The following is a 21,453-nucleotide window of genomic DNA, read 5'->3' on the forward strand; positions in this document are numbered from 1 at the left end:
TCTAGGAGGATCTTTATGATACCTTACAAAATTTTTTTCGATGATAAAGCTGATAAACTACGAATCTGCTTACCGGAACACCTCTCCTTAGTGGAAGAGTATTTAGAGGGACAGGTTAGATCGGAACTCTCAAAAAACTTAATCTTAGATAGGATACAACGAGTTGTTTCCGGGGAAGAAGAAGTATCAGAAGGGACAGGAAATTTATACAGTTCCGAAATACGGAGGGATTATACTAGAATATTTAACTCATACGTTGAGGAACAACTAGAAGAGGGTATAGACACTGGCGAGGAATTGGAGTCACTCATTGAAACAAAGTATTTTGCAGAGCTCGTTACGATTTGGATGGATGCTCTAAATGATCATAGACAACAACGTAAGAACGGATAGTCTTAAAGAAGATAGAAGTAGATAGCCGCACAAAGCCGCTTGTTTAGTTAAGCGGCTTTGTCATATATGCCTTCATGTACGCATAATATTATCGATTGAACTATACCCGAGTTGAGAGCTCAAAAACCCCTGTAGGAAATGTAGTTTTCCTACAGGGGTTTTAAGGTCTTGCATTTTTCAGTAAATATCTTCGCGCATTCTTCTGAACAGTGACGAGTCCAGGTTACTTCAGAATGGCGTTTGTAAGGAATCGATAATGTAAAATACGAAGAGTCGGTATGTGAATCTAGTCTAACTCTACAATTGTCACAATAAACGTACCATCGGCCTTTCCGTGGATTAAATAGACGTTGCCTAATTTCAGCTGCTACAAGATCCTTTTCGTATAAGTCCATGATATTAACCGCCTCAATTTTATCGGCAGCTTGAATTAGGTATTGGCCTATTCTTTTCATAAAGTCTACATCAGCGACATTACCTTCTTCATTCACAAGGACTATCGTCTCATGATCAGGTTCAAACCTGATGTGAAAAGGGATATTAAGCATGTCAGCAACATGGTCATACCGAATGGCTGGGATATTTCGAATAACAGGCATAATTCAAGACCTCCTAATTAAACATTCAAGTAGGATTGCTTAAAAATCAGTACATGAAAAGGCTAATTCATGTACTGAAACTTGGATAATCATTTAGTATAATCCTTTTTTAAAATGTATTTATTGTGGTACTTTATGTATTCGTTATTAATTTCGTGTTTTAAAACAATCCTTTTCCTTTTCAAATTATAATGATGGGCTTTATTTACGTGTAATACTTCTAGAGAATCTAAATCAAATGTAATGGAACCGGCATCAAACATCGAATGATGGTTTGGGCAGAGTAAAATCATATTTTCAATAATATCGGGCCCTTGATGCTTCGAACCAAGTGGTTTAATGTGATGTACGTGTGACATATATTCTCCGAAACCAAGGTCAATTCTTTCTTGGCAAATCTGACAGCAATTATTGTAGAGTTGTTTTAAATGTTTAACAATTTGACGATTTCTTTGAATAACTTCTAGTATACGCGTCTTGGTTTCCGGGACTATTTTGCCCTTTTTCAAAATGTCATTGGTTAACGAGGTAGAAATAGTTTGATTTTTCTGATCTAATATATCATTAATTCGAACTTGGAGATCTTCTATAAAAGATTGTTTTAATGGCATATTCAATAGTTCTTTGCCATCTCTGAAGGATTGTTGTATCCCTAGTTGTAAAACAATACTATTCAGTTCGTATTCCGAAACATTTCTGATTAAATTTAAGATATGATTAATCATATTTGCTTCTTCATTCCTAAATATTATCTCACCGTTCTTAAATTTTACACTTACATTTTCGAATAAATAGATGCCTTCTAAAATTATATCTCTCGATTGATACTCGATTCTCCCCAAATTTGGTTACCACCATTCTTTATAAAAAATCAAATTGAAAAAGATTACTCTTACCATATTGTACCACAATGATATAATGGAAACGGACGTTCTATGTAGAAAACTATAATTATCTACTGTGAATTTTAAAAAGGAGGTATCTCCCCTCTTATGTCGACAATAAAACAGAAACATAAAGAAGAGGTTAAAATAAGATTGTTAAAATTACCTTATTATGTTGATCTCTATTTTCAATACCTTGAGAACGAAAAAGAGTCCTCCCCATCTACACTTCGAGGCTATGCTATTGATTACGAACTATTTTTCAATTGGCTAATTGAGCAATCGTTAACGACAGCGAAGACGCCAGTTGACGTTCCTCTTTCGGATTTGGATAACTTGCACCGGTCTAATATCCAGGGGTTTATTAGCCATTTAAAAAGATATGGTAAACATAAGAAGTCACTAGATGAACAGAGTCAATCAGCTATCAATCGAAAATTATCTTCATTAAAATCCTTATTTAATTGGCTATATAAAGAGGATGATCCTGAAGATAGAAATAACACTCTTTTGACCTATAATGTTATGGGGAAGATTGAAATTACAAGTAAGCGTGCTACACCCGCTGCTGTAAGAGCAAGAATGAAACCAAAATCGATTGGTACCAACGATATTAATGATTTCATTGACTTTGTTTACACAGGATATCGTGCAGTTTGTACACATAAACTTCAGATTCAAAATCATGAATTAAATAGAGAACGGGATGCTGCTATGATTGCATTAGCCTTGGGTAGTGGTATTCGACTCTCAGAAATAATTAATTTAGACATTGATCAGATAGATGAGAAGGACAGGCAGCTTTTAATTAACAGGAAAGGAAATAAGGAAGATGCACCATTCTTTTCTCCAGAAGCTCTGTATTGGATAAAAAGATACTTGGAAATCAGAGAAAGTCGGTATAAACCGGAAAAGAATGATAGAGCATTATTTTTGGCCAAAGTTACTGGTCAATCAAATGGTAAACGAATTCATTGGAGAACGTTTCAAGAAAGCGTTAAAAAGTATGGAGCTGCATTTGGTAAGCCAGGTTTAACTGTTCATGGTTTAAGACATAGTTTTGCCTCTAAATTTATTGAAGATCCGAATTCGACTCTCCCCTCGCTGCAAACTCAATTGGGACATAGTTCTATTACTACTACTCAAACATATACACATACTTCTGAGGAACAACAGCGGGCATCTGTGGATAGGGTAACTAGATAACCAAACATGTCAACATAATATGAATTATGTTGACTTCTCTATTTCTTTGTACACTTTACTCACTAACGTGAGAATCAAGTAATGATGAAAGCGGGCGGAGCTTTATGTCTATATATTTCACACACATAGTCCATTCAAGTTGTATTTGTTCTAATTGCTACAACTCTCTTCAGGATCTCTTTGGTATTAAAGGCTTTGAACTTGAAACCGAAGCTGAAGTTCAATCTCTTGAGCTCGAAGAAGGTAGAGGATCTCTTAAATGTGTTAATTGTGCTGCAAGCATAAATGAAGGCGAAGATTATCACATAATTTCAGTTTTAGACAGCACTCTTGAATCCGTAGCAGATGCATTTTCAGATGATATAGAAGGTTGTTTTGTTTGTGAAGGGGAAGATCGGGCCCATTATGCCCATGTCTATAATGATGATCCATTCTCTGAAGATCACTTTGAATTACCTTCTGCTACAGAGGTATGGGAGTATCTATCCAACCAGGGAGTTCCCGAAGATTTCCTGAACCTCTTTTCTAAACTCGTCGTTTGCCAAAGGTGTCATTACGGTAGACATGATGCACACCCCAACCATAATCCGGACGGAGGCGTTTTTGATCTTAATGACGACATTTATACCCGACGAGATATCGCTAACTTTTGGGGTGATGAATATGAGGAGTTCATGGAATTCGCATTACAATATGGTGTTAATCTAACGCATGAGGATCTATTCGACTTCCAAGAACATTTAATAAAGTATCCAATGCTTGCATATCAACACCAAACTGGTCAAGCAATCTATAATCTCCTCAAGAAACACTTTGAAAATAAAAGTTACTCCGTACTTGAACAAAAGACAAAGCTTTTTCGAGGGAGAACGAGGAAGAGAGATAGCTCTGATTCCTATACTAAAAATCAGCTATGGTCTCCTCCAGAGGGGAGGCCATCTCACGGTCGTTTCAATACAGTAGGCGTTCCCGTACTTTATGTGTCTGATTGTTTGAATGGTATTCCTTATGAAGTCCCGCCTGCCCATGATGAACTACTCGATATCATCGAGTATGAATTACAGAAGGACTTATTCGTATTAGATATAAGTGTAATTGATCGCAGTTTTCAGGGATTCTTTACAGAAGTTAACGAAGAGTCGAAACCGCTGAAGAGAGCATATCTGCTGCCCAACTTTATCGGTACTTGCTGTGGTCATATTGGATATGACGGCGTACGGTATGAGGGTGTTCATAAGACTGAAGAAAAGTACATAAATTATGCTTTGTTTACAGTAAAGGAACAAGATCTTCAATCCAGTTACCCTGTTACTTATAATCCAAAGATTACTTATAATCTGCAAGAAAAGCAGCAGAATAAACGACCTGAGGCCTATTTCTAAGTCAATAATCAAGTAGAGATTTATATATACATCAACAGATCTCTGTTGTAAATGTTACTTAATTGCGCCAGACGAAAAAACAGCTTGATAGTCGAATTGAGTATTCGCTTAGTTTCCCAACGAGATTTGAAGGATTATGAAGCAGTTCGTAAGGCCGATTTAAAATACTACCATTTAATTTCAACGTCTTGTCTCAGTAGCGAAGACAAGACGTTGAACCGAACTCCAGCCTGATTCACCCCGTTCCACTGCTGGTAGCATTCCTATACCGGCGCTTAGTTAATAGCACTATCTCGAAACTAATCCGAAAAGTTACCTTTTCGGATTAGTTAATGGATCAATTTCAAACGAAGCAGTCCCTCCCCAGAATGACGACATACTGCATCGATTATGTGACTCAAACATACTACTTTATCGCAGTTTAGCACGTAAAGGTGTTATCTTTGTGTCGGAATTTGCATGTCTCGAAAAGATCTTGTGACTGTAACGGAAGTAAAGGAATTCCTCTGGATTGTAAACATAATAAGAAAAGAGATATGAGCCACTTCTCCTTAATTTGGGGATCTGGGATACGATTATCGTTAATTATTCATAATTAACATTATGTATAATTATCTAAATCCCATGTTAATGACTGAATAAACCCCTACTGTGAACGGATTACGCTTTAAAGGTGCTTTTGTTACACACACGACATAGTCCTGCTGTTCCAAATTGTATAGCTGCTATTTTGTAAAACTAGCATTCTTTACAAACCAATTTGAGCAACTTGGAGTATGGGAACAAGCTACAAATTTGAGCATGAAAAAAACCCGTAATTCAATAAGATTTACGGGTCACGAACGAAACTCAAATGGGCCTAACTAATTGTATATGGCTTAACCAGCCGAGGGTTTTGGAAACACATCTGCAATTTCGTATCTATAATCAGTTTGTACAAAATTGCAAATAATATACCTTACTATCAAATTCCCCCTACGTTAGCATAAATGGAATTTTTATTTTGCATTAGCTTTACCCTTTAGAGAAAAAAGATATTTTAAAGTTCAGCACATGAAATTTACTTTTCATGTGCTGATACATTTGTCTGGCGACACAATCATTATACTATTAAGCGACTCAAACTTGATTCTTATCACTTAAACGAAACAAACATAGTTCTATAAACTGCAATAGTATCATGTTTATGTCGCCAGACCGGGCACCAAAGGTGCCCCACAGTTAACCGGTGTATAAAAGAACCAAAATACATTATATAGCCATTTATAGGTAGTATTAGTATGACAGCGTAAAAACCAGTACTATTACACCAATATACAGGAACAAAGCATAAAAAGATGTTAATAAAGGGAATACCCTATAATGAGTTTTTACATTTGTGGTTACGACAAAGGGTCATTGTAGATAAAGCAACCATGCTTACAGAAAAAATCTCAACTGGCCATATATATACATATCAGTTACTATTCCTGATCCAATTAATTTATCAAAGCCTCAAGGTTAGTCTCCCATCGTCTATTGTTCAGAACCCCCTATTTTTAAAAGAGCCGTTTTTTGTCAATATCGGCTCGTTTAGACCTTTGATAATGCTCCGACTCCCTATTATTAAACTGTTAAAATTTCGGTATGCGTAATACATTAGTAGCTCTCCACGAAACCGCTGTTTCTCTAATGGCTAACATTACGGAGGATAATAATACGAAGAGATGGAGGCATTAATTATTCTGTTTCATCTACCTCTAATTGACTTTAAAATCCCAATACTCAACTCCATCCCAATGTATTCGATACTTCTTCAAACTCTTGCTTGTATTTGGATTTTTGAAGTTGCTCTTTTAATTCAATTTCTAGAAAATTAGTTATTACACCATTTTCCATAATAAAAAAGTCTAAGTATTTATTCTTTAAAAAACTAGCTATATGTCTTTGGAATCCTAGATTCTGTAATTCAATAATTGTAAGATCAGTAGTCCCATATTCTAAATAGTTATCCCAATTTGGAATGTCAATAATCTCTTCGCTCTTTTGATTCTTGATGGTTAGCAAATCCACATAATTTTTCACGTAAATTTTTATTTTAAAGCGAAGTACATTTTCAATATCTGATACTACGCTGTTTACTATATGATTTATGTGAGCCCTATTATCTTTTTCAAATAATACAACATCTCTGTTATTAATAGAAATTTCCTTACTATTCACGTCAAAATAATTGATCGTTTTATTGATAATAACGTTCAATGGTTGGGAGTTAATCCATGAGCTCATTAAAACTGCATAATAACCTAGGACAGCTTTATTTCTAACAAAAGGATTTCTCCCTCCAGATTCTTCCTTTCCCCAATTGTACAAATCATAAAGCCTATTAAGTAAATCTAAGCATTCTTGATATCCTGTTTTTTTAGGTATATTCATCTTTATTGAAGACGACAAGATTTTATTTTGATAAACCAACTTAATTGTAGAGCTTTGAGAAAGGATGTTTTCTGGAACCTTATTTAGTTTTTCTAAGTAATTAATTATTTCCTTCGCTTGATTATTACGATCAATGAACTTGCTTCTAAGTATTGAATCAGTTTTACTTAAAGCATGATAAGCCAGAATATTACCGTAAGAATCTAACATTCTTTTTTCGTTATCTGTTACATTTTTTCTAGTAAAAGGCTCATTTTTAATTGAATGTCCAATGTTAACATAAAATTTCCCCTTATTAGTCATAAGAACAGAGGACACATCTTCTACGGATTTGTCCTTAATAACCTGGAGATCCTTAGCTGGATTCTCCCAACGATTTTTCTTATCAATAATACGTAAGCAGATAATGTTTCCACTTAAATCTTCTGTTAATCTTCCTGCTCTACCAGCTAGATTCCAAAAATCAATCTTAGATAATTTCGTTAGTCCAATAGCATTGCTTAAAATGAAGATATTTTTTGCTGGAAGATTTACTCCTTCTAAAAGTGTGGAAGTACAAAATATGTTTTTTATTACCTTCTTTTGAAAAAGAACTTCGATCTTCTCTCTAATCCGTTGAGGTAGTCCACCAAAATGATATGCAATACCTTTATTTAAACAATCTACAAGGTAATACTCTTCATGCATAGTATCACGCACAAGATTAATTAACTGTTCGAGTTCATTATCTGACGTGTATGGTAAAGTTTTAGCAAATTCTAAAGCATATTGAATAGTATCATCTTTAGTGTTGCAATAGATAATATTTGGGTTATTTTTCCCTAATATTTTGATAGCATTTTTTAAGTTAGTATGTGGATCATTATGGTAACCACTGTACTCTAACACTTGCTCTTCACCATATTCTGAAAAATAAATTGCCCGTTTTTCGATACAATCAATAAAAAAACGATTCTGTGCAACTGAGTTTTCTTTTATACTTAACGTTTCTTCCACACTATTTCCGACTAACTGTAAAAAAATATCAGTATTCGGTATGTTAGGAGACGAAAAATAAAGATTGATACTTTTTCGTTTCGCAATCATTAAAGCATGGTAAAAAAGTGGAGCACGTGTATCGGTTTCGGATAGTAGTTTGTGAGCCTCGTCAACTAATAAATAATTAATAACTGGATTGGCTTCGGATAGGTACGAAATAAGTCTCTCTGGAGTGAATACAAAAATAAATCTGGTATCACCTTGTTTATACAATAAGGGCACTATAGGTTTAGTTAATATTTTGTATTTCCTATCTTTTATTACGTTTTTTAGCTTCGTCGAAACTTGATGGATCAATGCTCTTGTAGGAACTAAAAGAGCAATGTTATCAGCTCCATTCTTCTTTTCAATCAAGTATTTAATAAATGATTCAAAAATGAACGACTTTCCAAAAGAGGTTGGACCAGAAAAACTAAAGTGATTGCTATCTTTCATCTTTTCAAATAATTTGTATTGAGTATCCGTGAAAATATTGGAAGAACCAGGCGCTGCTTGATACGTTTCTTTAACTATTTTATCTATAAGGATTTCATCGGACTCGACCTTTGTTTCACCTAATACAATTTCAATTGATGGAAAATTCCCCAACTTCACCAAAACATTATAAGCCTGTAACTTGAACATCTGATCATCATTGTAAAATACATGGAGCAAACTTATTATCTTATATGCTATGTTTCGTGCTTCATATTTCTCAGAACGACAAAGAATATCAGCAAATCTGAGCAAGTCTAAGTACTCTTTTTCAGTAAGATTATGTATCTCCGTGTTTTTACCCATAAAATGATTAGCATATTGTTTTTCTAGCTTTACTAATAAGAACGACACGTAAGGATCTTTAAGCGCTTTATCTACTAATCTATTTAGAAATGTCATTTTATTAAACTCTCCAATATTTTCGTTCTCGATAGTTCAATATCTAGGAAGGGCATTGTATATACATAAAAATTGTATCCAAATAGTTTATGTTGCTCTATATACTTTTCAATATTAGTGATTTTTTTTGTTACAAGCTGATTAATATGATCGTCTATCATAGTTCTAAATTTGTCATTGGGCAATCTACGTTGATTATCATCAAGACTAATTTCAAAACCCACAAAAATTCCAAAAGCATCATCGACATCAAATGATCTATCATTGGTAGGGTAGATAAGTTGTTCAATAAATTTTTCTTCTTCTATTGTCCAAGTTTCTCTGAAAACACTTGCAGAAAGAAGAGATTTTTCATAACTAATTCCGCTTTTCTCTTCCCCTTTTTGATTCTCTTCCTTTAAAAAATCATTAATTGATTGAAAAGCATCCCGTAGGCCAGTTGTTAAATCATCGTATAATTTAGACTCACCAAAGATTAATTGATAGTTCCCGCTTGGCAACTTTAAAAAATGTATGCCATCTGATCCGTTCACATACATGTTTGTTGAAGTCTTAAGTTCTAATTTTGATAAAATCTTAGGTGCATTTAAGTGGCCTTCCAAAAAGCAAAATAATAGAAACTCTCCCAATTCGCCTTTGTTTTCCTTGTAATTTCGAAATTTTTCTCGGGCTTTTTGAGATAAAGTCATTGGAGAACTTTGATACTTCTCCTTTGTTTTTCTGGATATAGAAAAATCGGCGACAGATTCAAGTAAACTTTCTACCATGCGAGAATAGTCAAATTGATTTGCATTAATAGGGCAAGTAAACAGTTCTAAATTATTTTGATCGTTGTTGATTTTATAGGTTTTACTGTGTTTCAACACATCTAACATTTTTTTTGAAAATGGACTAGTATCAAGCACGGCAAAGTCTCCCCAATAAGTTAGTTACTGAAACTAATTCGACATTTTCCAGATATATCCTCCACGATTCTACATATCGTGTCAGCGATGTCTTTCGATTGGCGCACGGATTATGGTTATATGCTGGGGAGCTTTCCTCTGCAATGAGGTCACTAGGAGGTGCGGATCTTGGGAGTCGACGATTTGAGAAAAGGGGGACTTTTTGCTGGAGTTGATCTCCGACTTTTCCTGGAATAATAAGCTCAAGCAGGGAGATTCGATGCGCCTGCTACTATGAAAATAGCAGCAGGACAATTATCCGGAGTTTTAGGGAAAGCGGCAGATGAACTAAGGGAGCCATGGGCAAGGCAGCAGGTGAGGTACCAGCGTATTGATTAAAGCAGGGAATTAGAGAAAATTCCCCTATATTTTTACCGTGTTTAGCATTGTCGAAAAGTATATCTAGTTATCGAGCAGAAAACGTGGAGAACAATTAAAAAGGACCCTGCATGATGAGGGCCCCTCTTTTATAGAATAATGTGCTTATTCATTATTGAAATTGTCCCAGTAGCTTTTTACTTTTAAGAATTCTTCCGAGACCGGCTCAAACTCACCATCATCTTCTGTAGAGAACTCCTCATTAATGAAAGTTACAATTTCATTAGCTTCTTCATCATAGAAGTACCCAACTTTATTCTTTCCTTCTTTGTTATCCGTGGTGACAACCGGATAATAGACTCCTTCAAAAATTCCTCTATAAATATGGTCAACATCGCTAGGGCACATATCACGTGAAGGATCTTCAACAGAAAGATAGCAATCCCCGCTTATATCTTCGATAAAATAACAATTAGTTCTTTGACGTGGATATATTCTCATATAAATCGCCATCCAATCATAGGCTACTCATTTGATCCCACATTATCCTATCATCTTGGATAAGACTGCGGTGCGAGTCGTTGTTGATCCTTATTTACAGGAGGTACATACGGTTCAACAGTCACTGGAATACCAAGTCTCTGTTTGTGTTCGTCCAACGTCGGAGTATCAGGATATATGTTGTCTAGAGTAATTTTGAATGGGTCTTCGACTTTTCCCGTATACGGATTATATTGGAGCGGCATATTGAACGACCCACCGCCGTGACTGCTCGTCGTTGTATAGGTCGTTTCTTCATAATGTATCCTAGTTGGCTCAACTGTAAAGGACATCTGAACGTCTGGAGCATCCGATTGTCTCGATGGTTTGGAAGGCTTTTTGACCGTTTTCTTTGGTTGTTTGTTTGAAGCCGTCTGTACGGCCTTTGGAGATGACTGCTTTTTCGCTTTTGTGCCAGGCTTGCTTCCTACCAACTCTGATGGGGTTGACTGAACTACTGGTTGTTCAACCGGATACGCTGATACATTGGTTGGCCTCGTCCCTTGATTGGCTAAATCCATAACCGGAGTCGAAACTGACAAAAGCGAAGCCGAAGTCGTTTTCGTTGCTTTTGGGACGCTTTTTGTGTTTTTCTGATCGGCTTTTACTTCCTTAATCAATGTTGGCCACAGGTATGCATTGAAACCTAGCAACGCTACCATAAGCGTGATTCCTGCTACTTTTTTCATAATCACATTCTCCGTTGCCTGTTTGATTTGAAGTGTAAAAAGTACGAGTTCTAAAGAAATATAATAAGGAAATTATACCTTAACAGGCTAATGATTTCCAGAATAATAGCCAGAACCCCATTTCTACGTTCTAACAAACGCTGTTCTAATCTTGAATGTATGCTTCTAGTAATGCAATCATTTCACGATTCACCAACATTCTTGCCTCTGCGATTGGGGTCGCCAACTTGGTTTGGTGTTCAGGAGCATACTGTGTTGCAAGAAGTGGATCAGCTTCGTATTCCAATAACCAACTTTGCAAAATATGTAAGCGGTCATAATCGTGAGGCTTTCATGGTAGTTCCCTATATGAACCACATATACAAAGAAAAGTAGCCTTGTCATGATATGAATGCGAAGTTGTTGAATTTTATCTCACATAATATTCATTTTGTGCAATAGGAAGATGGTAAGAATAAAGTGACAGGGAGATAGCAAAAGCTACCTCCCTGTTTGTACATTATTTAGTTTGCTCCCACTTTCCATTTTCCAAAACGAACTCTACAGCCGTGTTCGTTCCATCCGCATACTGCCTCAGTATGTACAGACTTTCGCAGGACTCGTGCAAATGGATTTGAGGCTTTTTATCGCCAACTGTAGTTTTAGTCAGCGCTCTAACCTCTTGGTACAGGTCTGCATCGATTTCAAAAACCTCGCCCTTATTGATAGGAGTGTATCCGTCCAAGTCTACACCAGTGTCAGCCGCGATCTCCGTAGCTCGTTGAGTGAGTAGATTAGAGTAGGCTTGGGCTTCCTTTTTCGCCTCTTCGTCACTCAACTTGCTGATGTTTACATAGGACTCAGTGTGAGTGATAGCTGCGGATGCCACATTTCCGACGAGTAGTAACGCTCCTAAACCAGCAAGAAAAAACGTAGCTTTCTTAAACATTTCACTACCCACTCCCTAAAATTCACTTTGATAAATCAATTACATGAAATTTGGCACGACCTGTACTTTCACTTGGCTCCCACTGACCAAAAAATAAGTAATCCTCTGAATTGAAAATCTTTGATGTGCTCGCAATATCTTTACTAAATTTCTGGCGTTTGCCCGTATTCAAATCAACAATATAAATCTGATTAATCCCATAACGATAGAACAAATAATGATCTACAATGTAAGGCGTGTCATTCGTTAATTTTTCACTTTCAGCAAAATATTGGTATTTAATCTTTCCGTCATGCATGCTTGCGACTGTGACTTTGCCTTCTTCTGTCCATACAAACCAGTTTTTGTTTATTACATAGTCAATAATTTCCTTACCGTCAAGTAAATAAATTGACGATGACATATCGTACGGATAGAATTTAATCTGGTATGTTTTTTTAGATTCGTTAGCTGACGTTTTCGTGTAAACCGACTCGTGAATTAGCATTCCGTTGTCACTCGGACGTTGAATAGCAAAAAAATGTCCATTCCGTCCCTTCGTTTCATCCAATTTTGCCTCTGCTATAATTTTAGTTTCTTTTATAACAGGGTCATATAACATAGCCCTGCTCCACATGATTTGATTCTTTAATTCATACTCTATCCACGTTAAATACTTGTCTGTATTCGTCAATATAGGAACTGATGTACCATCATCGCTAATGCCTTTTTTAACAAGATACGTTTTTTTACTATTTAGATCATAGGACATTATCTTCCATGGTCTGTCTCTTTTTCTTTGTTTTTCATATTCAACCCAAAATAAAGTATCATTTATTCCAACTAAGGAATTAATTATAGTATTTTTAGGGGAAAGATAGATTTTCTTATATTTTTTTGTTGTTCGATCAAATAATCCGATAGACGCTTGATTACTTCCACTTGGATTCATATCAAATATTATATAATCTTCGTTTACGAACTGAGGTGCAATTAGATCATGACGAAAATCTGGATGCTCTAATTGATATTCCTGAATAGAAAAAGGTACTTTAAAAGAGCTATTCGCGTCGTTTTCCGAGACTTTGTTTATTGTGGGGAGTTCAGAGGTATCTATGTATGTATCTTTAGCTTGCAATGATGGAGCGACTTTTTCTTGAATTAAAGGAGTAGTGTTTTGATTTAATTGAGGAATATTTGTTTTATTAGTTGATGAAATTTCTGTGGAAGAAGGCTCGCATCCTGAGCAAATTGTAAATGCTAGGATAGTAGCGAATACTGGCAGATACACTCTCATATTAATCCCTCCGAAGATATTGAATACTAAGACAGAGTCCTTAGAGCAGTAACACTCATACTCTAAGGACTCAATATCATACCTTCATTAATAAATGATCGCTTCACGGAAGTGGGCTTGATTTGCTTTCCAAACACCATCGGCTGGATGCCATGTATTACCTAATGTAATACCACGATTCCCTTGGTCAAAAGGATCTGTCAATCGAATCTCGTGATCCTCCCAGTCATAACCAGATGTATTCAGAATGTGACCCTCAACTGATTCTCTATATTTTGGCATGTACTTAGAAGTAATTTTCAAATCCAAAATAGTTGGATAATTCTTGTCAATTCCCCATTCAATTTTGCTCAGCCATTTATCTTTTTCATCTGAATTGAATGTTTTATAAACGTAATTATTGTCGGACTGATTATCGTTTAACACATTATCAACCCTAGAAAAATCTGTACCATTATCGTCATGAGTCTTAAGTTCAGTTGCATAATCATCTTGACTATTTGAATTACCGTTAATGTGATCTAGCACTTGCTTGACTGTTGCTGGCCCACAGTAATAGTAAGTTTCTTGCTCGAACTCTGGAACACTTATTGTGTTTCGAGTTCCTCCGACACCAAGAACGCGAATACCTTTATTTTTTGTATATTTCTCTTCAATGTACTCGCTAACCATTTGCTCTTTTTCTTCCATCCACTTCAAATCTTCTTCTGTCTTGATATCCTCAGTAAAGTTTGGATTATCTCCTGTCCCTTCTGCCATAATTGTCTGAGGAATCGCTAGGACACAAACTAGTGCGCTTGTTGCCAAGAGAGCTTGTACATTGCCCAATTTAAAACTCATTACGAAACATCTCCTTCCGGTTATTATTAATATTTACCATATATTACCTTTTACAAAAACGTTAAGTCAAGTTGTTTTCTACCTTTTTTGAAATTCATATATTTTCGGATTAATCTGTCGAGTGGAGCGTAAGGGTCTAAACTTACCACGTTCCACCTGATTGTTTTGTTGCCAAGTATAGTCGCCTTTCAGATGTAACCGTCAAGTAAAAATGGACCTTTCTGCTGGTTAAGAGTGAACAGTTTACTGGAAATTACTACTGTTTGTATGACACTTGACATAGAGCCTCTACGAGCGCGCGCGAGTGCTTTAAACATTCTGATTAACGCAATTAGCGTTGGAATAAAGTGTATCTAGACAAAGTGACAGATATACAGCGGAGTATTCAATGAAAGCTCCTCCTTTCGCTTTAACCCCTAAAAATTTGAGTATTCTCCCTTCGAAAAGTGTAGAATTCCTCCTGTAACAAAAACACTTTATATCCTATCTTTTTGCATCATTTTTGATTGAATTACCAGGATGTACTGATCCAATTGTTGGCTTAATTCCACGACTTCGTTATCCAATAAATCAATCTTCTCTAAATACAATTGCTCCAGCTGTTCACGCAATTGTTCCACAATGCTATTCAAGTGTTCTATATCGTGATAAATTCCTCCTTCCCGATCTAAAGGTAGCGTGGTACATTTACTTATAGGAGCTGTAATTGCTCCTCCTGTGGGCGTTCCTTTTACCTGGCAAAGGGGTGGAACGCCCTTTTTATAGGCAATAGCTCCTATGGTTATCACCATCCTTTTTTTGTAATACCTTACAATAACAACTATAACTTATTACCCGACAAATGCCCGACTGAGAAAACTGGGTAAAAAAAACACCCGTATGGGTGCTGGTTGCAGACTTGATATGTACTTGTTTAACCGCCCATTCCATGTGTGAGAGTAGTCACTCTTGTCTTCTCTGTGGCCGGTATGACTTGATCTTGTACGGTAACGCTAAAGAAGCTAAATGTTACCACTAGTGACAGCAAAAACGCCTTTATTTTCATGATGTGATCCTCCCTTTAAAATGTTATGATACGCTATGTTCTGCTGTTCTGAGGCGTATTGACGGTTTTCCCAAAACAGTTCAGTGGATCGTTTGAAATTTCCATGATGATTCATTTTATCAGACAAATCAAGGCAACGTAAAGTTTCCTCTAAACCAACTGAAATCGACCCTCTTTTATACTCATATAGCGCTTTACAATAACGAAAATGATAATGTCTGCCTATATTGACAGGATCATGATAGATATTGAAACGATTAATCTCCTCAGAATATTTCTCTAGTATGTGGTCTACAGAAATGTTGTACTTACAAGCTGCTTCCATGATAGTCAATAATCCTGCATGTATTTCGTTGGGATGTTTGACCAGAAAATCAAGATACGTAGGTAATATGTCGATGTTCCCTAGTAGTATATCGTAGGTATACATATTAGCCGTTGCCCAGTATCGAAACTTTTCGACTTCTTCTTTGCCGATTTCATCTAAAAATTCAAACCATCCTAGATCGGCATATCCGTTCACGCACTCTTTCGCTTCTTCGTATAATCCTTGCATTTGTAGCGCGACACCCTTTGCAAGAAATCCTTGTCCATAGTAAACCACTAGATGTCGCTCTGTTTGTAGAGGTTCATGGTCTTTACTGCTTTTTCGTTTATCTTCATAAACTGCCGTAGCGAGAATACGCAACTCATCAGCGTATTTTTCTACTTCTTTCCACTTCTGTACTAAGAAGCATACATTCGCCAGTTTTAGTAATGCATCCAGCTGGTAATTCTCCGATAATCGCTTTCTGTAGGGTTCAAATCGAATGACGGCTGCCCAATGTTCTTCTGTATTTGTACCTTGTAACGCTTGAAATAATCGATACTGCGATAGTAAAAAGCGCTCTTCGTAGCTATTTTTTTCGGTATCAATGACGTACTGATAAAATACAACGGATTCTTTTCTTCTGCCGCTCTGAAATAGTTGTTCAGCAATAGAGAAGAGAATAGACACGTTCTTGGGATTATCTAATAGCCTGGATACGGTCATCTCAATACAATCGTGTCGCCCAATCGCAGCGCACCTTACTAGAAATGGAACTACGCGCCATTTTGATACTTTCCCCTCACTAAAACATTCTTCTTCCGCATACAGCTCATACAACCAGCCTGCCTCATGACCAAAAACTTCACCGATAGCATCTAGCTGCCCTACGGTAAGCGCTCGTGACGGATTGCCATTCAAAATTTCGCTCATGTGCCCAGGTCTAATGCCAGCCAAGTCACCTAGCTTGCTCAACGTATAGCCCCTGTCCTTCAGGTGATGCACAATTTCTGATCGTATTGATCGTTGAACTGTCTTACCTTCCCTCATATTAAATCTACTCCTCCTTAACAGAAGAAACCATCAAACTTCCTATATTTTACAGAATAAATAAGTTTATGTAAATATTTGTAAATTAGGACTGTCGCCCCATCTCAAACGCACGATGAGGGGTAGCACCAGCAAAGTTCAGATTGTTGGCGGTACCCCATTTAGTATATTTTGTTTCTTTTCTATCCAAAAGGGAAATTATGGTATTTACCTTGATTTGATTGTAACATTTGAGGATATAACTTTCAACAATTTCAATAAATGAATGTTATACAGGTGTTATCTGGTTGCGAAAAGTTGTCTACACTCCTAATGAGGGGTGTACGATCTATGGAGCTTGTCTTGCAACATGTAGGGAAAATGATTCGTGAAATTCGGAAGGCGCAAGGATTGAGTCAGGAGCAATTAGCTGAGAGAGTTGGAACGAAACATACAGATATAGGTAAGCTAGAACGTGGAGAGCGTAACGTCACACTAAAGACTCTTGTGAGAGTTGCATCTTCATTGGGAATTGAAATACATAAATTATTTGAGTACGATATTCAATCTAAATCGTCCGAAAAAGAGTACTTAATAAGCATGATTAACAAAACATTAGTCAATCTACCTAATTCTGACTTGAAAAAAGTTTTAACTATACTAAACGTTATTTATAATGAAGAACAACAATAGACCGACAGATCTAATGTTAGGTGTTCTAATATCAGCTTTGTAACAGTACATTTTCATTTGCTCGATGTCTGTACGTTGCGTATCCTTGAAACATTATCAGAACATAGAATACGGGATTACCGCTCCCACTGTTACGATTGCGCTACATATTTGCGAAAACCTTGACATCGATCCAAGAGAAGTTGACGAGTGGAAAGACAGACGTAAACCTAACTAAGAGGGTACTCTTTGGGAAGTGCAAATTCTCAATGCTAAGGTTAAATAAGCAAAAAAAGCCGAATTACCGTGGGGTAATTCGGCTTTATCATTATCGCAAGTTCTAGTTGCGGACATATGCCTCAAGCAATGCGATCATTTCTACATCTCCCCTTCTTCTTGCTTCCTCCAACGGAGTCATAAAAGTGGATGGATAATCTGGGTGGTAAGGAGTCGAAAGATTAGGATTTGCTCCATGATCCAATAACAACTTTGCGAGGTCTACACTATCTTCCTGTACTACTCGCATTAGTGGTGATCGATGGTTCTGATAATTTAAATCAGGCTCAGCACCTGACTTTAGTAACAAGGTCAACATGTCATAGTTGTCAATTGCCATATGGATCACTGAGTATTTTCCATCTACGAGATTAGGATTTGCTCCATGTTCCAGGAGGAGTTTAGCCATTTCCAAATGGCCATTATTAGCTGCGGCATGAATGGGACGACTCTTCTTTCCTACCTCCACTTCTATGTATGCATTTGGGTCCATTCCAGCTTTCAAATATAACTTCACCTTGTCTATCTTATTATCCAAAGCTGAAGCATTAAAAGTTAAGGCGTCAAACCGACTCCAAGAATCTTCTATTTCTTGTCTTGCCTGCCTTGCTTCTTCTGACGGCAGCTGATCATTTGCAATGGCAACTATCTTATCACCCTTTGTAAGTCTTATTACTTGATCAAAATTGAGATTCATCGAAACTTCAGGTTGATTAGATTTATCTTTTCCGGACTTAGCTTTATTAGGTACTTCACCATTAGCTTTACTTAAGATTGTTGATCCCTCTTGAGTTGGAACGTCAGGGCTTGGATTGCTTTCCTTTTTCAGATCAGGTGCTTTATCCGTTGCTGTTTTTTGGCCCTGGGCAATCGAATTTGAATTTGATGATGTTGACTTGTTCCCAGCCATGCTTTGAATAACAATCGCCCATATGGATAAGCAAATTACAATAACTGATCCTAAAAGTAAACTTCGTTTCAATTTAATTGACATTCTTTCTTACCTCCAGATAAAGTAGCAGGTAGATTATACCACAACCTTTACAGATTGACCCACTACATACAATTCTCAACTATTGCACTCCTAGTCATATTCAGTGATATCATACATCTTTTTTAGACCTCTGTTATTGTAATCACCTGAGGATATATTGTTTTTACAACAAAGAATACGAAGCCGGTTACATCCATGAGAGGATGATAACCGGCATGTCAATGACAGAAAAATCTATCGCTTTACTCGATTTAGCTTGTAAGCTGATTGCTTCTCTTGTGCTGTTTTAAAATATATCTATGTTTATAACTAGGTGCAATTCTATCCATAAGTTCTCGAAGAGCATAATCCATTGTAATAGTGGCCAACCCATCGTATGAAATATCCAAACCAGAGGTAAGGGGGTGGAGATACAGCTCCACTATCTCTTTCGTTACATAAAAGGACCCTCGATAAGTAACCCCAACCTTAATCTCAGAATACAATCCCTCCGCTGGCCTGTCCAAGTGACTATTTCCAATAAGAGTGAAGAAATAAGAGGCATCATGACTAACAGGTAGTCTTATCGTTCTCATCATGTAAGGCTTCACATAATCAATGAAACGTCTTTCCTTAACACATGTCACTAGGATATGTTCCATTACGGATGCACGAGAAGATGCGCCAAGGAATTTCGTAAGGGAACGAATTTCAGCAGAATGTGTACCTGGTAGCCAAGGTCGTATCTGCTTCTTCTTATCCTTCCTTTGTGCCCTCTCCCCCACTTTTTTTACCATCAAAAACGCCCCCTCTTCAGTCTGATCTCAAGGACATTGTCCCATGTCCGTTGTCCGATCACTTATTAAATGGAGTGTACTGATAATAAGCGTGAAGCTTCCTTTACAGCTTTGTTATTCAACTCATTGCATCCATACATAATGAAAAAGCGGATGAGCTCTGCTTCTGTAAACACGTAATTCTGTTTCATGTGTTTCAAGTGTTCATCTTCCACATACTCTTGGGTCATAGCATACAAATCGCAAATTGCCTTTTGTTCAGATACATGCAGATACGCGTAAGTTTTCCTGAAAGATTGACCATGTGGTGAAAGCTGTTGAAAGTGTTTTTGCAAATGATGGTTGAATGCTTTGGCAAATGGTAAGAACCCCTGTAGCATGGCATGTTCAATTCCAGTGATGATAAAGACCCTAGTTATCGAAGGAATGTCTGTAGAAACGTATGTATCCTCGCCATTGTCTTCTCTCTCACGGTAATAGTTAACTGCATGTCGTAATCGATCTAACTGGTTATACTGCTTACTTTCTACTGAAAATTCGACTCGTTGATACCCATTAATAGCACGGTTAAACCAATTGAGCTTCATTAATATCCATACTCCTCTCCGTCTAAATCACAAGAATGTTGGAAAAACTGATAACATTAATGTCTTAGAAAGGAACTGCCATGAACAAAAAAATCATTCCATTCCCTATGCGATCGTTTGGCCACACGGACACCTATCTCAAAATCCTTTCCGATAAGCTCAGTGAACAAGAGAAGTACTTGCCAACGAAAGTGATTAGAAAAAGGAAGTTCCCCAAAAACAACTAGTAGGTTTTCTTTAATCCTATTGATGGGATCTTTTTTCCTTTTTGCTGCATCGTTGGTTCAGCAATACTCTCTCCTTCAACCATGACGCGTACCAGGAATGTATTTCTGGAAACCTGTTGATAAAACAAGGTACTCCCTTTCTCTATGCATAAATCCTCTCGCAGGCTCACCGGTATTACGGTCTGCCCTTTTGAGGATACAGTTGAAAAGAGAGGTTTCTTAAACATCGTTGTACCTCCATTAAAAGTAAGACGTGGCTTACAATATCACTCTATGCTTGTCCCGTTCCTTTTTATTACACAAAAACACCCTATTTCTCTTTTAAAGAAATGGGGTGCTTTTGTGCAGGACCAAATAATACATACGCTCGTTTATATTATAGCTACTTCTTTATTGATTTAAGTTCTTTTGACAACTCTTGTTGACTCATGAGCATCTGTAGCAAAGCAGCACTTGATACAATTAATAACATTGTAGCCAAGAAGCATCCTCCTATTCATCATAAGATGGGAGTAGAAAGAAAGGCCTCTTTCGTTCTACAATTTATCGTTTGAAGAACCCCTTGATGGCGGTTCTTCCTTTTCTTCATTCTTATTGGCACGTAATGTTACTTTAATCAAGTCACGTACTTGTACTTTCAATTCAATATGCTTATGGATTACGGTCAAAGTCAATATAGTGAAAAGTACTGCAATGATTATTGTTACTGTTTCATTCATTCAATAACCTCCTTTTATGTAGGAGTGGCCTTTGATTTTAGCAGCTCCACCAACATTAGCTTTAGAGATTGCATGCTATCCTCATGTGGCATACGAATAAACCAAGTCATTTTTTTCATATCGGGTTCGTAGTGCTGGATTAAGGCCTCAATTGCAAGCGGATTTCCTTTTTGAGCATCATCTACTAATTTACAAAATTCTATTTCGGATAATGTCTCAGTTATTACCACACTACTCCCCCTATTAAGCTAATACGAGTTTATTTCGCAAACGTTGTAAGGCCTGTACTTTACATGCGTGTAGTCGAGAGGGAGAAAGTTCTAACCTCTTTGCGACTTCTCTTTCAGATCTTCCTTCAATGACCACCTGTTGAATGATGTAACGTTCTCGTTCAGGTAGACTGTTAAGCAATTCCTCAACAAACATCTGGGAATCAACTTCTTCTGTATGACCGATGTCCCACTTTTCGTTGGTAAACTGAATTTCCATACGG

Annotated in this window: 22 protein-coding genes; 4 read left to right on the forward strand and 18 right to left on the reverse strand. The window is 36.8% G+C overall.

What is annotated here, in order from left to right:
- Positions 1–15 precede the first annotated feature (15 nt).
- A complete protein-coding gene (locus POF51_RS29780; protein WP_271756641.1) occupies positions 16–393 on the forward strand; it encodes a hypothetical protein in 378 nt (125 codons plus the stop codon).
- 149 nt (positions 394–542) lie between these two features.
- On the opposite strand, the gene POF51_RS29785 is transcribed toward POF51_RS29780, so the two are convergent.
- Positions 543–992, reverse strand: coding sequence for a hypothetical protein (locus POF51_RS29785; protein ID WP_271756642.1), 450 nt, complete (start codon positions 990–992; stop codon positions 543–545).
- Positions 993–1,081: 89 nt separating this feature from the next.
- Positions 1,082–1,834 carry an HNH endonuclease gene (locus tag POF51_RS29790; RefSeq protein WP_271756643.1) on the reverse strand — a complete coding sequence of 251 codons (753 nt, stop codon included), beginning with the start codon at positions 1,832–1,834 and terminating at the stop codon, positions 1,082–1,084.
- Between the two features lie 150 nt (positions 1,835–1,984).
- Between POF51_RS29790 and xerS the strand changes: the two genes are divergently transcribed.
- Both xerS and POF51_RS29800 read left to right on the forward strand, forming a co-directional pair.
- Positions 1,985–3,082: a tyrosine recombinase XerS gene (xerS, locus tag POF51_RS29795; RefSeq protein WP_271756644.1), complete on the forward strand. Its 1,098-nt coding sequence runs from the start codon at positions 1,985–1,987 to the stop codon at positions 3,080–3,082.
- Between the two features lie 104 nt (positions 3,083–3,186).
- Positions 3,187–4,464 (forward strand): RES family NAD+ phosphorylase, encoded by a 1,278-nt coding sequence (locus tag POF51_RS29800; protein WP_271756645.1) that lies wholly within the window; start codon positions 3,187–3,189, stop codon positions 4,462–4,464.
- A 1,764-nt stretch (positions 4,465–6,228) separates the two neighbouring features.
- Here the strand turns inward: POF51_RS29800 and POF51_RS29805 are convergent.
- The 9 genes from POF51_RS29805 to POF51_RS29845 form a co-directional block, all read right to left on the reverse strand.
- Positions 6,229–8,793, reverse strand: a complete 2,565-nt coding sequence (locus tag POF51_RS29805) for a DEAD/DEAH box helicase (RefSeq protein ID WP_271756646.1) — start codon at positions 8,791–8,793, stop codon at positions 6,229–6,231.
- Positions 8,790–9,698 carry a HamA C-terminal domain-containing protein gene (locus POF51_RS29810; protein WP_271756647.1) on the reverse strand — a complete coding sequence of 303 codons (909 nt, stop codon included), beginning with the start codon at positions 9,696–9,698 and terminating at the stop codon, positions 8,790–8,792. Before POF51_RS29810 ends, POF51_RS29805 begins: the two co-directional genes overlap by 4 nt.
- A 522-nt stretch (positions 9,699–10,220) precedes the next feature.
- Positions 10,221–10,556, reverse strand: coding sequence for a hypothetical protein (locus POF51_RS29815; RefSeq protein WP_271756648.1), 336 nt, complete (start codon positions 10,554–10,556; stop codon positions 10,221–10,223).
- Positions 10,557–10,606: 50 nt separating this feature from the next.
- The gene (locus POF51_RS29820) at positions 10,607–11,284 is read right to left on the reverse strand and encodes a hypothetical protein (RefSeq protein WP_271756649.1); all 678 of its coding nucleotides are present in this window, start codon (positions 11,282–11,284) and stop codon (positions 10,607–10,609) included.
- A gap of 499 nt (positions 11,285–11,783) precedes the next feature.
- Positions 11,784–12,212 (reverse strand): hypothetical protein, encoded by a 429-nt coding sequence (locus POF51_RS29825; protein WP_271756650.1) that lies wholly within the window; start codon positions 12,210–12,212, stop codon positions 11,784–11,786.
- A 22-nt stretch (positions 12,213–12,234) separates the two neighbouring features.
- Positions 12,235–13,488, reverse strand: coding sequence for a hypothetical protein (locus tag POF51_RS29830; protein ID WP_271756651.1), 1,254 nt, complete (start codon positions 13,486–13,488; stop codon positions 12,235–12,237).
- Positions 13,489–13,575: 87 nt separating this feature from the next.
- Positions 13,576–14,328: a C39 family peptidase gene (locus tag POF51_RS29835; protein ID WP_271756652.1), complete on the reverse strand. Its 753-nt coding sequence runs from the start codon at positions 14,326–14,328 to the stop codon at positions 13,576–13,578.
- Between the two features lie 476 nt (positions 14,329–14,804).
- On the reverse strand, positions 14,805–14,960 hold the full coding sequence (locus tag POF51_RS29840; RefSeq protein ID WP_271756653.1) for a Spo0E family sporulation regulatory protein-aspartic acid phosphatase: 156 nt from the start codon (positions 14,958–14,960) through the stop codon (positions 14,805–14,807).
- Between the two features lie 369 nt (positions 14,961–15,329).
- Positions 15,330–16,730, reverse strand: a complete 1,401-nt coding sequence (locus POF51_RS29845) for a DNA-binding protein (RefSeq protein WP_271756654.1) — start codon at positions 16,728–16,730, stop codon at positions 15,330–15,332.
- A 330-nt stretch (positions 16,731–17,060) separates the two neighbouring features.
- Here POF51_RS29845 and POF51_RS29850 point away from each other — a divergent pair, with 330 nt between their 5' ends.
- A complete protein-coding gene (locus tag POF51_RS29850; protein WP_271756655.1) occupies positions 17,061–17,402 on the forward strand; it encodes a helix-turn-helix domain-containing protein in 342 nt (113 codons plus the stop codon).
- Between the two features lie 319 nt (positions 17,403–17,721).
- Here the strand turns inward: POF51_RS29850 and POF51_RS29855 are convergent, their stop codons facing one another.
- From POF51_RS29855 to POF51_RS29885, 7 genes are all read right to left on the reverse strand, one after another.
- On the reverse strand, positions 17,722–18,651 hold the full coding sequence (locus POF51_RS29855) for an ankyrin repeat domain-containing protein (protein WP_271756656.1): 930 nt from the start codon (positions 18,649–18,651) through the stop codon (positions 17,722–17,724).
- A gap of 251 nt (positions 18,652–18,902) precedes the next feature.
- Entirely contained in the window at positions 18,903–19,427 is a 525-nt protein-coding gene (locus POF51_RS29860) for a hypothetical protein (protein ID WP_271756657.1), read from the reverse strand.
- A gap of 65 nt (positions 19,428–19,492) precedes the next feature.
- Positions 19,493–20,014 (reverse strand): hypothetical protein, encoded by a 522-nt coding sequence (locus tag POF51_RS29865; protein WP_271756658.1) that lies wholly within the window; start codon positions 20,012–20,014, stop codon positions 19,493–19,495.
- Positions 20,015–20,237: 223 nt separating this feature from the next.
- Positions 20,238–20,468, reverse strand: a complete 231-nt coding sequence (locus POF51_RS29870; RefSeq protein ID WP_271756659.1) for an AbrB/MazE/SpoVT family DNA-binding domain-containing protein — start codon at positions 20,466–20,468, stop codon at positions 20,238–20,240.
- 309 nt (positions 20,469–20,777) lie between these two features.
- Entirely contained in the window at positions 20,778–20,960 is a 183-nt protein-coding gene (locus tag POF51_RS29875) for a hypothetical protein (RefSeq protein WP_271756660.1), read from the reverse strand.
- A 14-nt stretch (positions 20,961–20,974) separates the two neighbouring features.
- Positions 20,975–21,190: a helix-turn-helix domain-containing protein gene (locus POF51_RS29880; RefSeq protein WP_271756661.1), complete on the reverse strand. Its 216-nt coding sequence runs from the start codon at positions 21,188–21,190 to the stop codon at positions 20,975–20,977.
- A 13-nt stretch (positions 21,191–21,203) separates the two neighbouring features.
- A partial coding sequence (locus POF51_RS29885) for a sigma factor-like helix-turn-helix DNA-binding protein (protein ID WP_271756662.1) occupies positions 21,204–21,453 on the reverse strand: 250 nt, incomplete at its 5' end.

The organism is Brevibacillus sp. AG (genome assembly GCF_028369215.1).
Lineage (GTDB): Bacteria > Bacillota > Bacilli > Brevibacillales > Brevibacillaceae > Brevibacillus > Brevibacillus porteri.

Bases quoted from the DNA above. Each gene is read 5' to 3' on its own strand.
- POF51_RS29780 (WP_271756641.1), top strand. From the start codon at position 16: ATGATACCTTACAAAATTTTTTTCGATGATAAAGCTGATAAACTACGA.
- POF51_RS29785 (WP_271756642.1), bottom strand. From the start codon at position 992: ATGCCTGTTATTCGAAATATCCCAGCCATTCGGTATGACCATGTTGCT.
- xerS (WP_271756644.1), top strand. From the start codon at position 1,985: ATGTCGACAATAAAACAGAAACATAAAGAAGAGGTTAAAATAAGATTG.
- POF51_RS29800 (WP_271756645.1), top strand. From the start codon at position 3,187: ATGTCTATATATTTCACACACATAGTCCATTCAAGTTGTATTTGTTCT.
- POF51_RS29805 (WP_271756646.1), bottom strand. From the start codon at position 8,793: ATGACATTTCTAAATAGATTAGTAGATAAAGCGCTTAAAGATCCTTAC.
- POF51_RS29815 (WP_271756648.1), bottom strand. From the start codon at position 10,556: ATGAGAATATATCCACGTCAAAGAACTAATTGTTATTTTATCGAAGAT.
- POF51_RS29820 (WP_271756649.1), bottom strand. From the start codon at position 11,284: ATGAAAAAAGTAGCAGGAATCACGCTTATGGTAGCGTTGCTAGGTTTC.
- POF51_RS29825 (WP_271756650.1), bottom strand. From the start codon at position 12,212: ATGTTTAAGAAAGCTACGTTTTTTCTTGCTGGTTTAGGAGCGTTACTA.
- POF51_RS29830 (WP_271756651.1), bottom strand. From the start codon at position 13,488: ATGAGAGTGTATCTGCCAGTATTCGCTACTATCCTAGCATTTACAATT.
- POF51_RS29835 (WP_271756652.1), bottom strand. From the start codon at position 14,328: ATGAGTTTTAAATTGGGCAATGTACAAGCTCTCTTGGCAACAAGCGCA.
- POF51_RS29845 (WP_271756654.1), bottom strand. From the start codon at position 16,730: ATGAGGGAAGGTAAGACAGTTCAACGATCAATACGATCAGAAATTGTG.
- POF51_RS29850 (WP_271756655.1), top strand. From the start codon at position 17,061: ATGGAGCTTGTCTTGCAACATGTAGGGAAAATGATTCGTGAAATTCGG.
- POF51_RS29855 (WP_271756656.1), bottom strand. From the start codon at position 18,651: ATGTCAATTAAATTGAAACGAAGTTTACTTTTAGGATCAGTTATTGTA.
- POF51_RS29860 (WP_271756657.1), bottom strand. From the start codon at position 19,427: ATGGTAAAAAAAGTGGGGGAGAGGGCACAAAGGAAGGATAAGAAGAAG.
- POF51_RS29865 (WP_271756658.1), bottom strand. From the start codon at position 20,014: ATGAAGCTCAATTGGTTTAACCGTGCTATTAATGGGTATCAACGAGTC.
- POF51_RS29870 (WP_271756659.1), bottom strand. From the start codon at position 20,468: ATGTTTAAGAAACCTCTCTTTTCAACTGTATCCTCAAAAGGGCAGACC.
- POF51_RS29875 (WP_271756660.1), bottom strand. From the start codon at position 20,960: ATGAATGAAACAGTAACAATAATCATTGCAGTACTTTTCACTATATTG.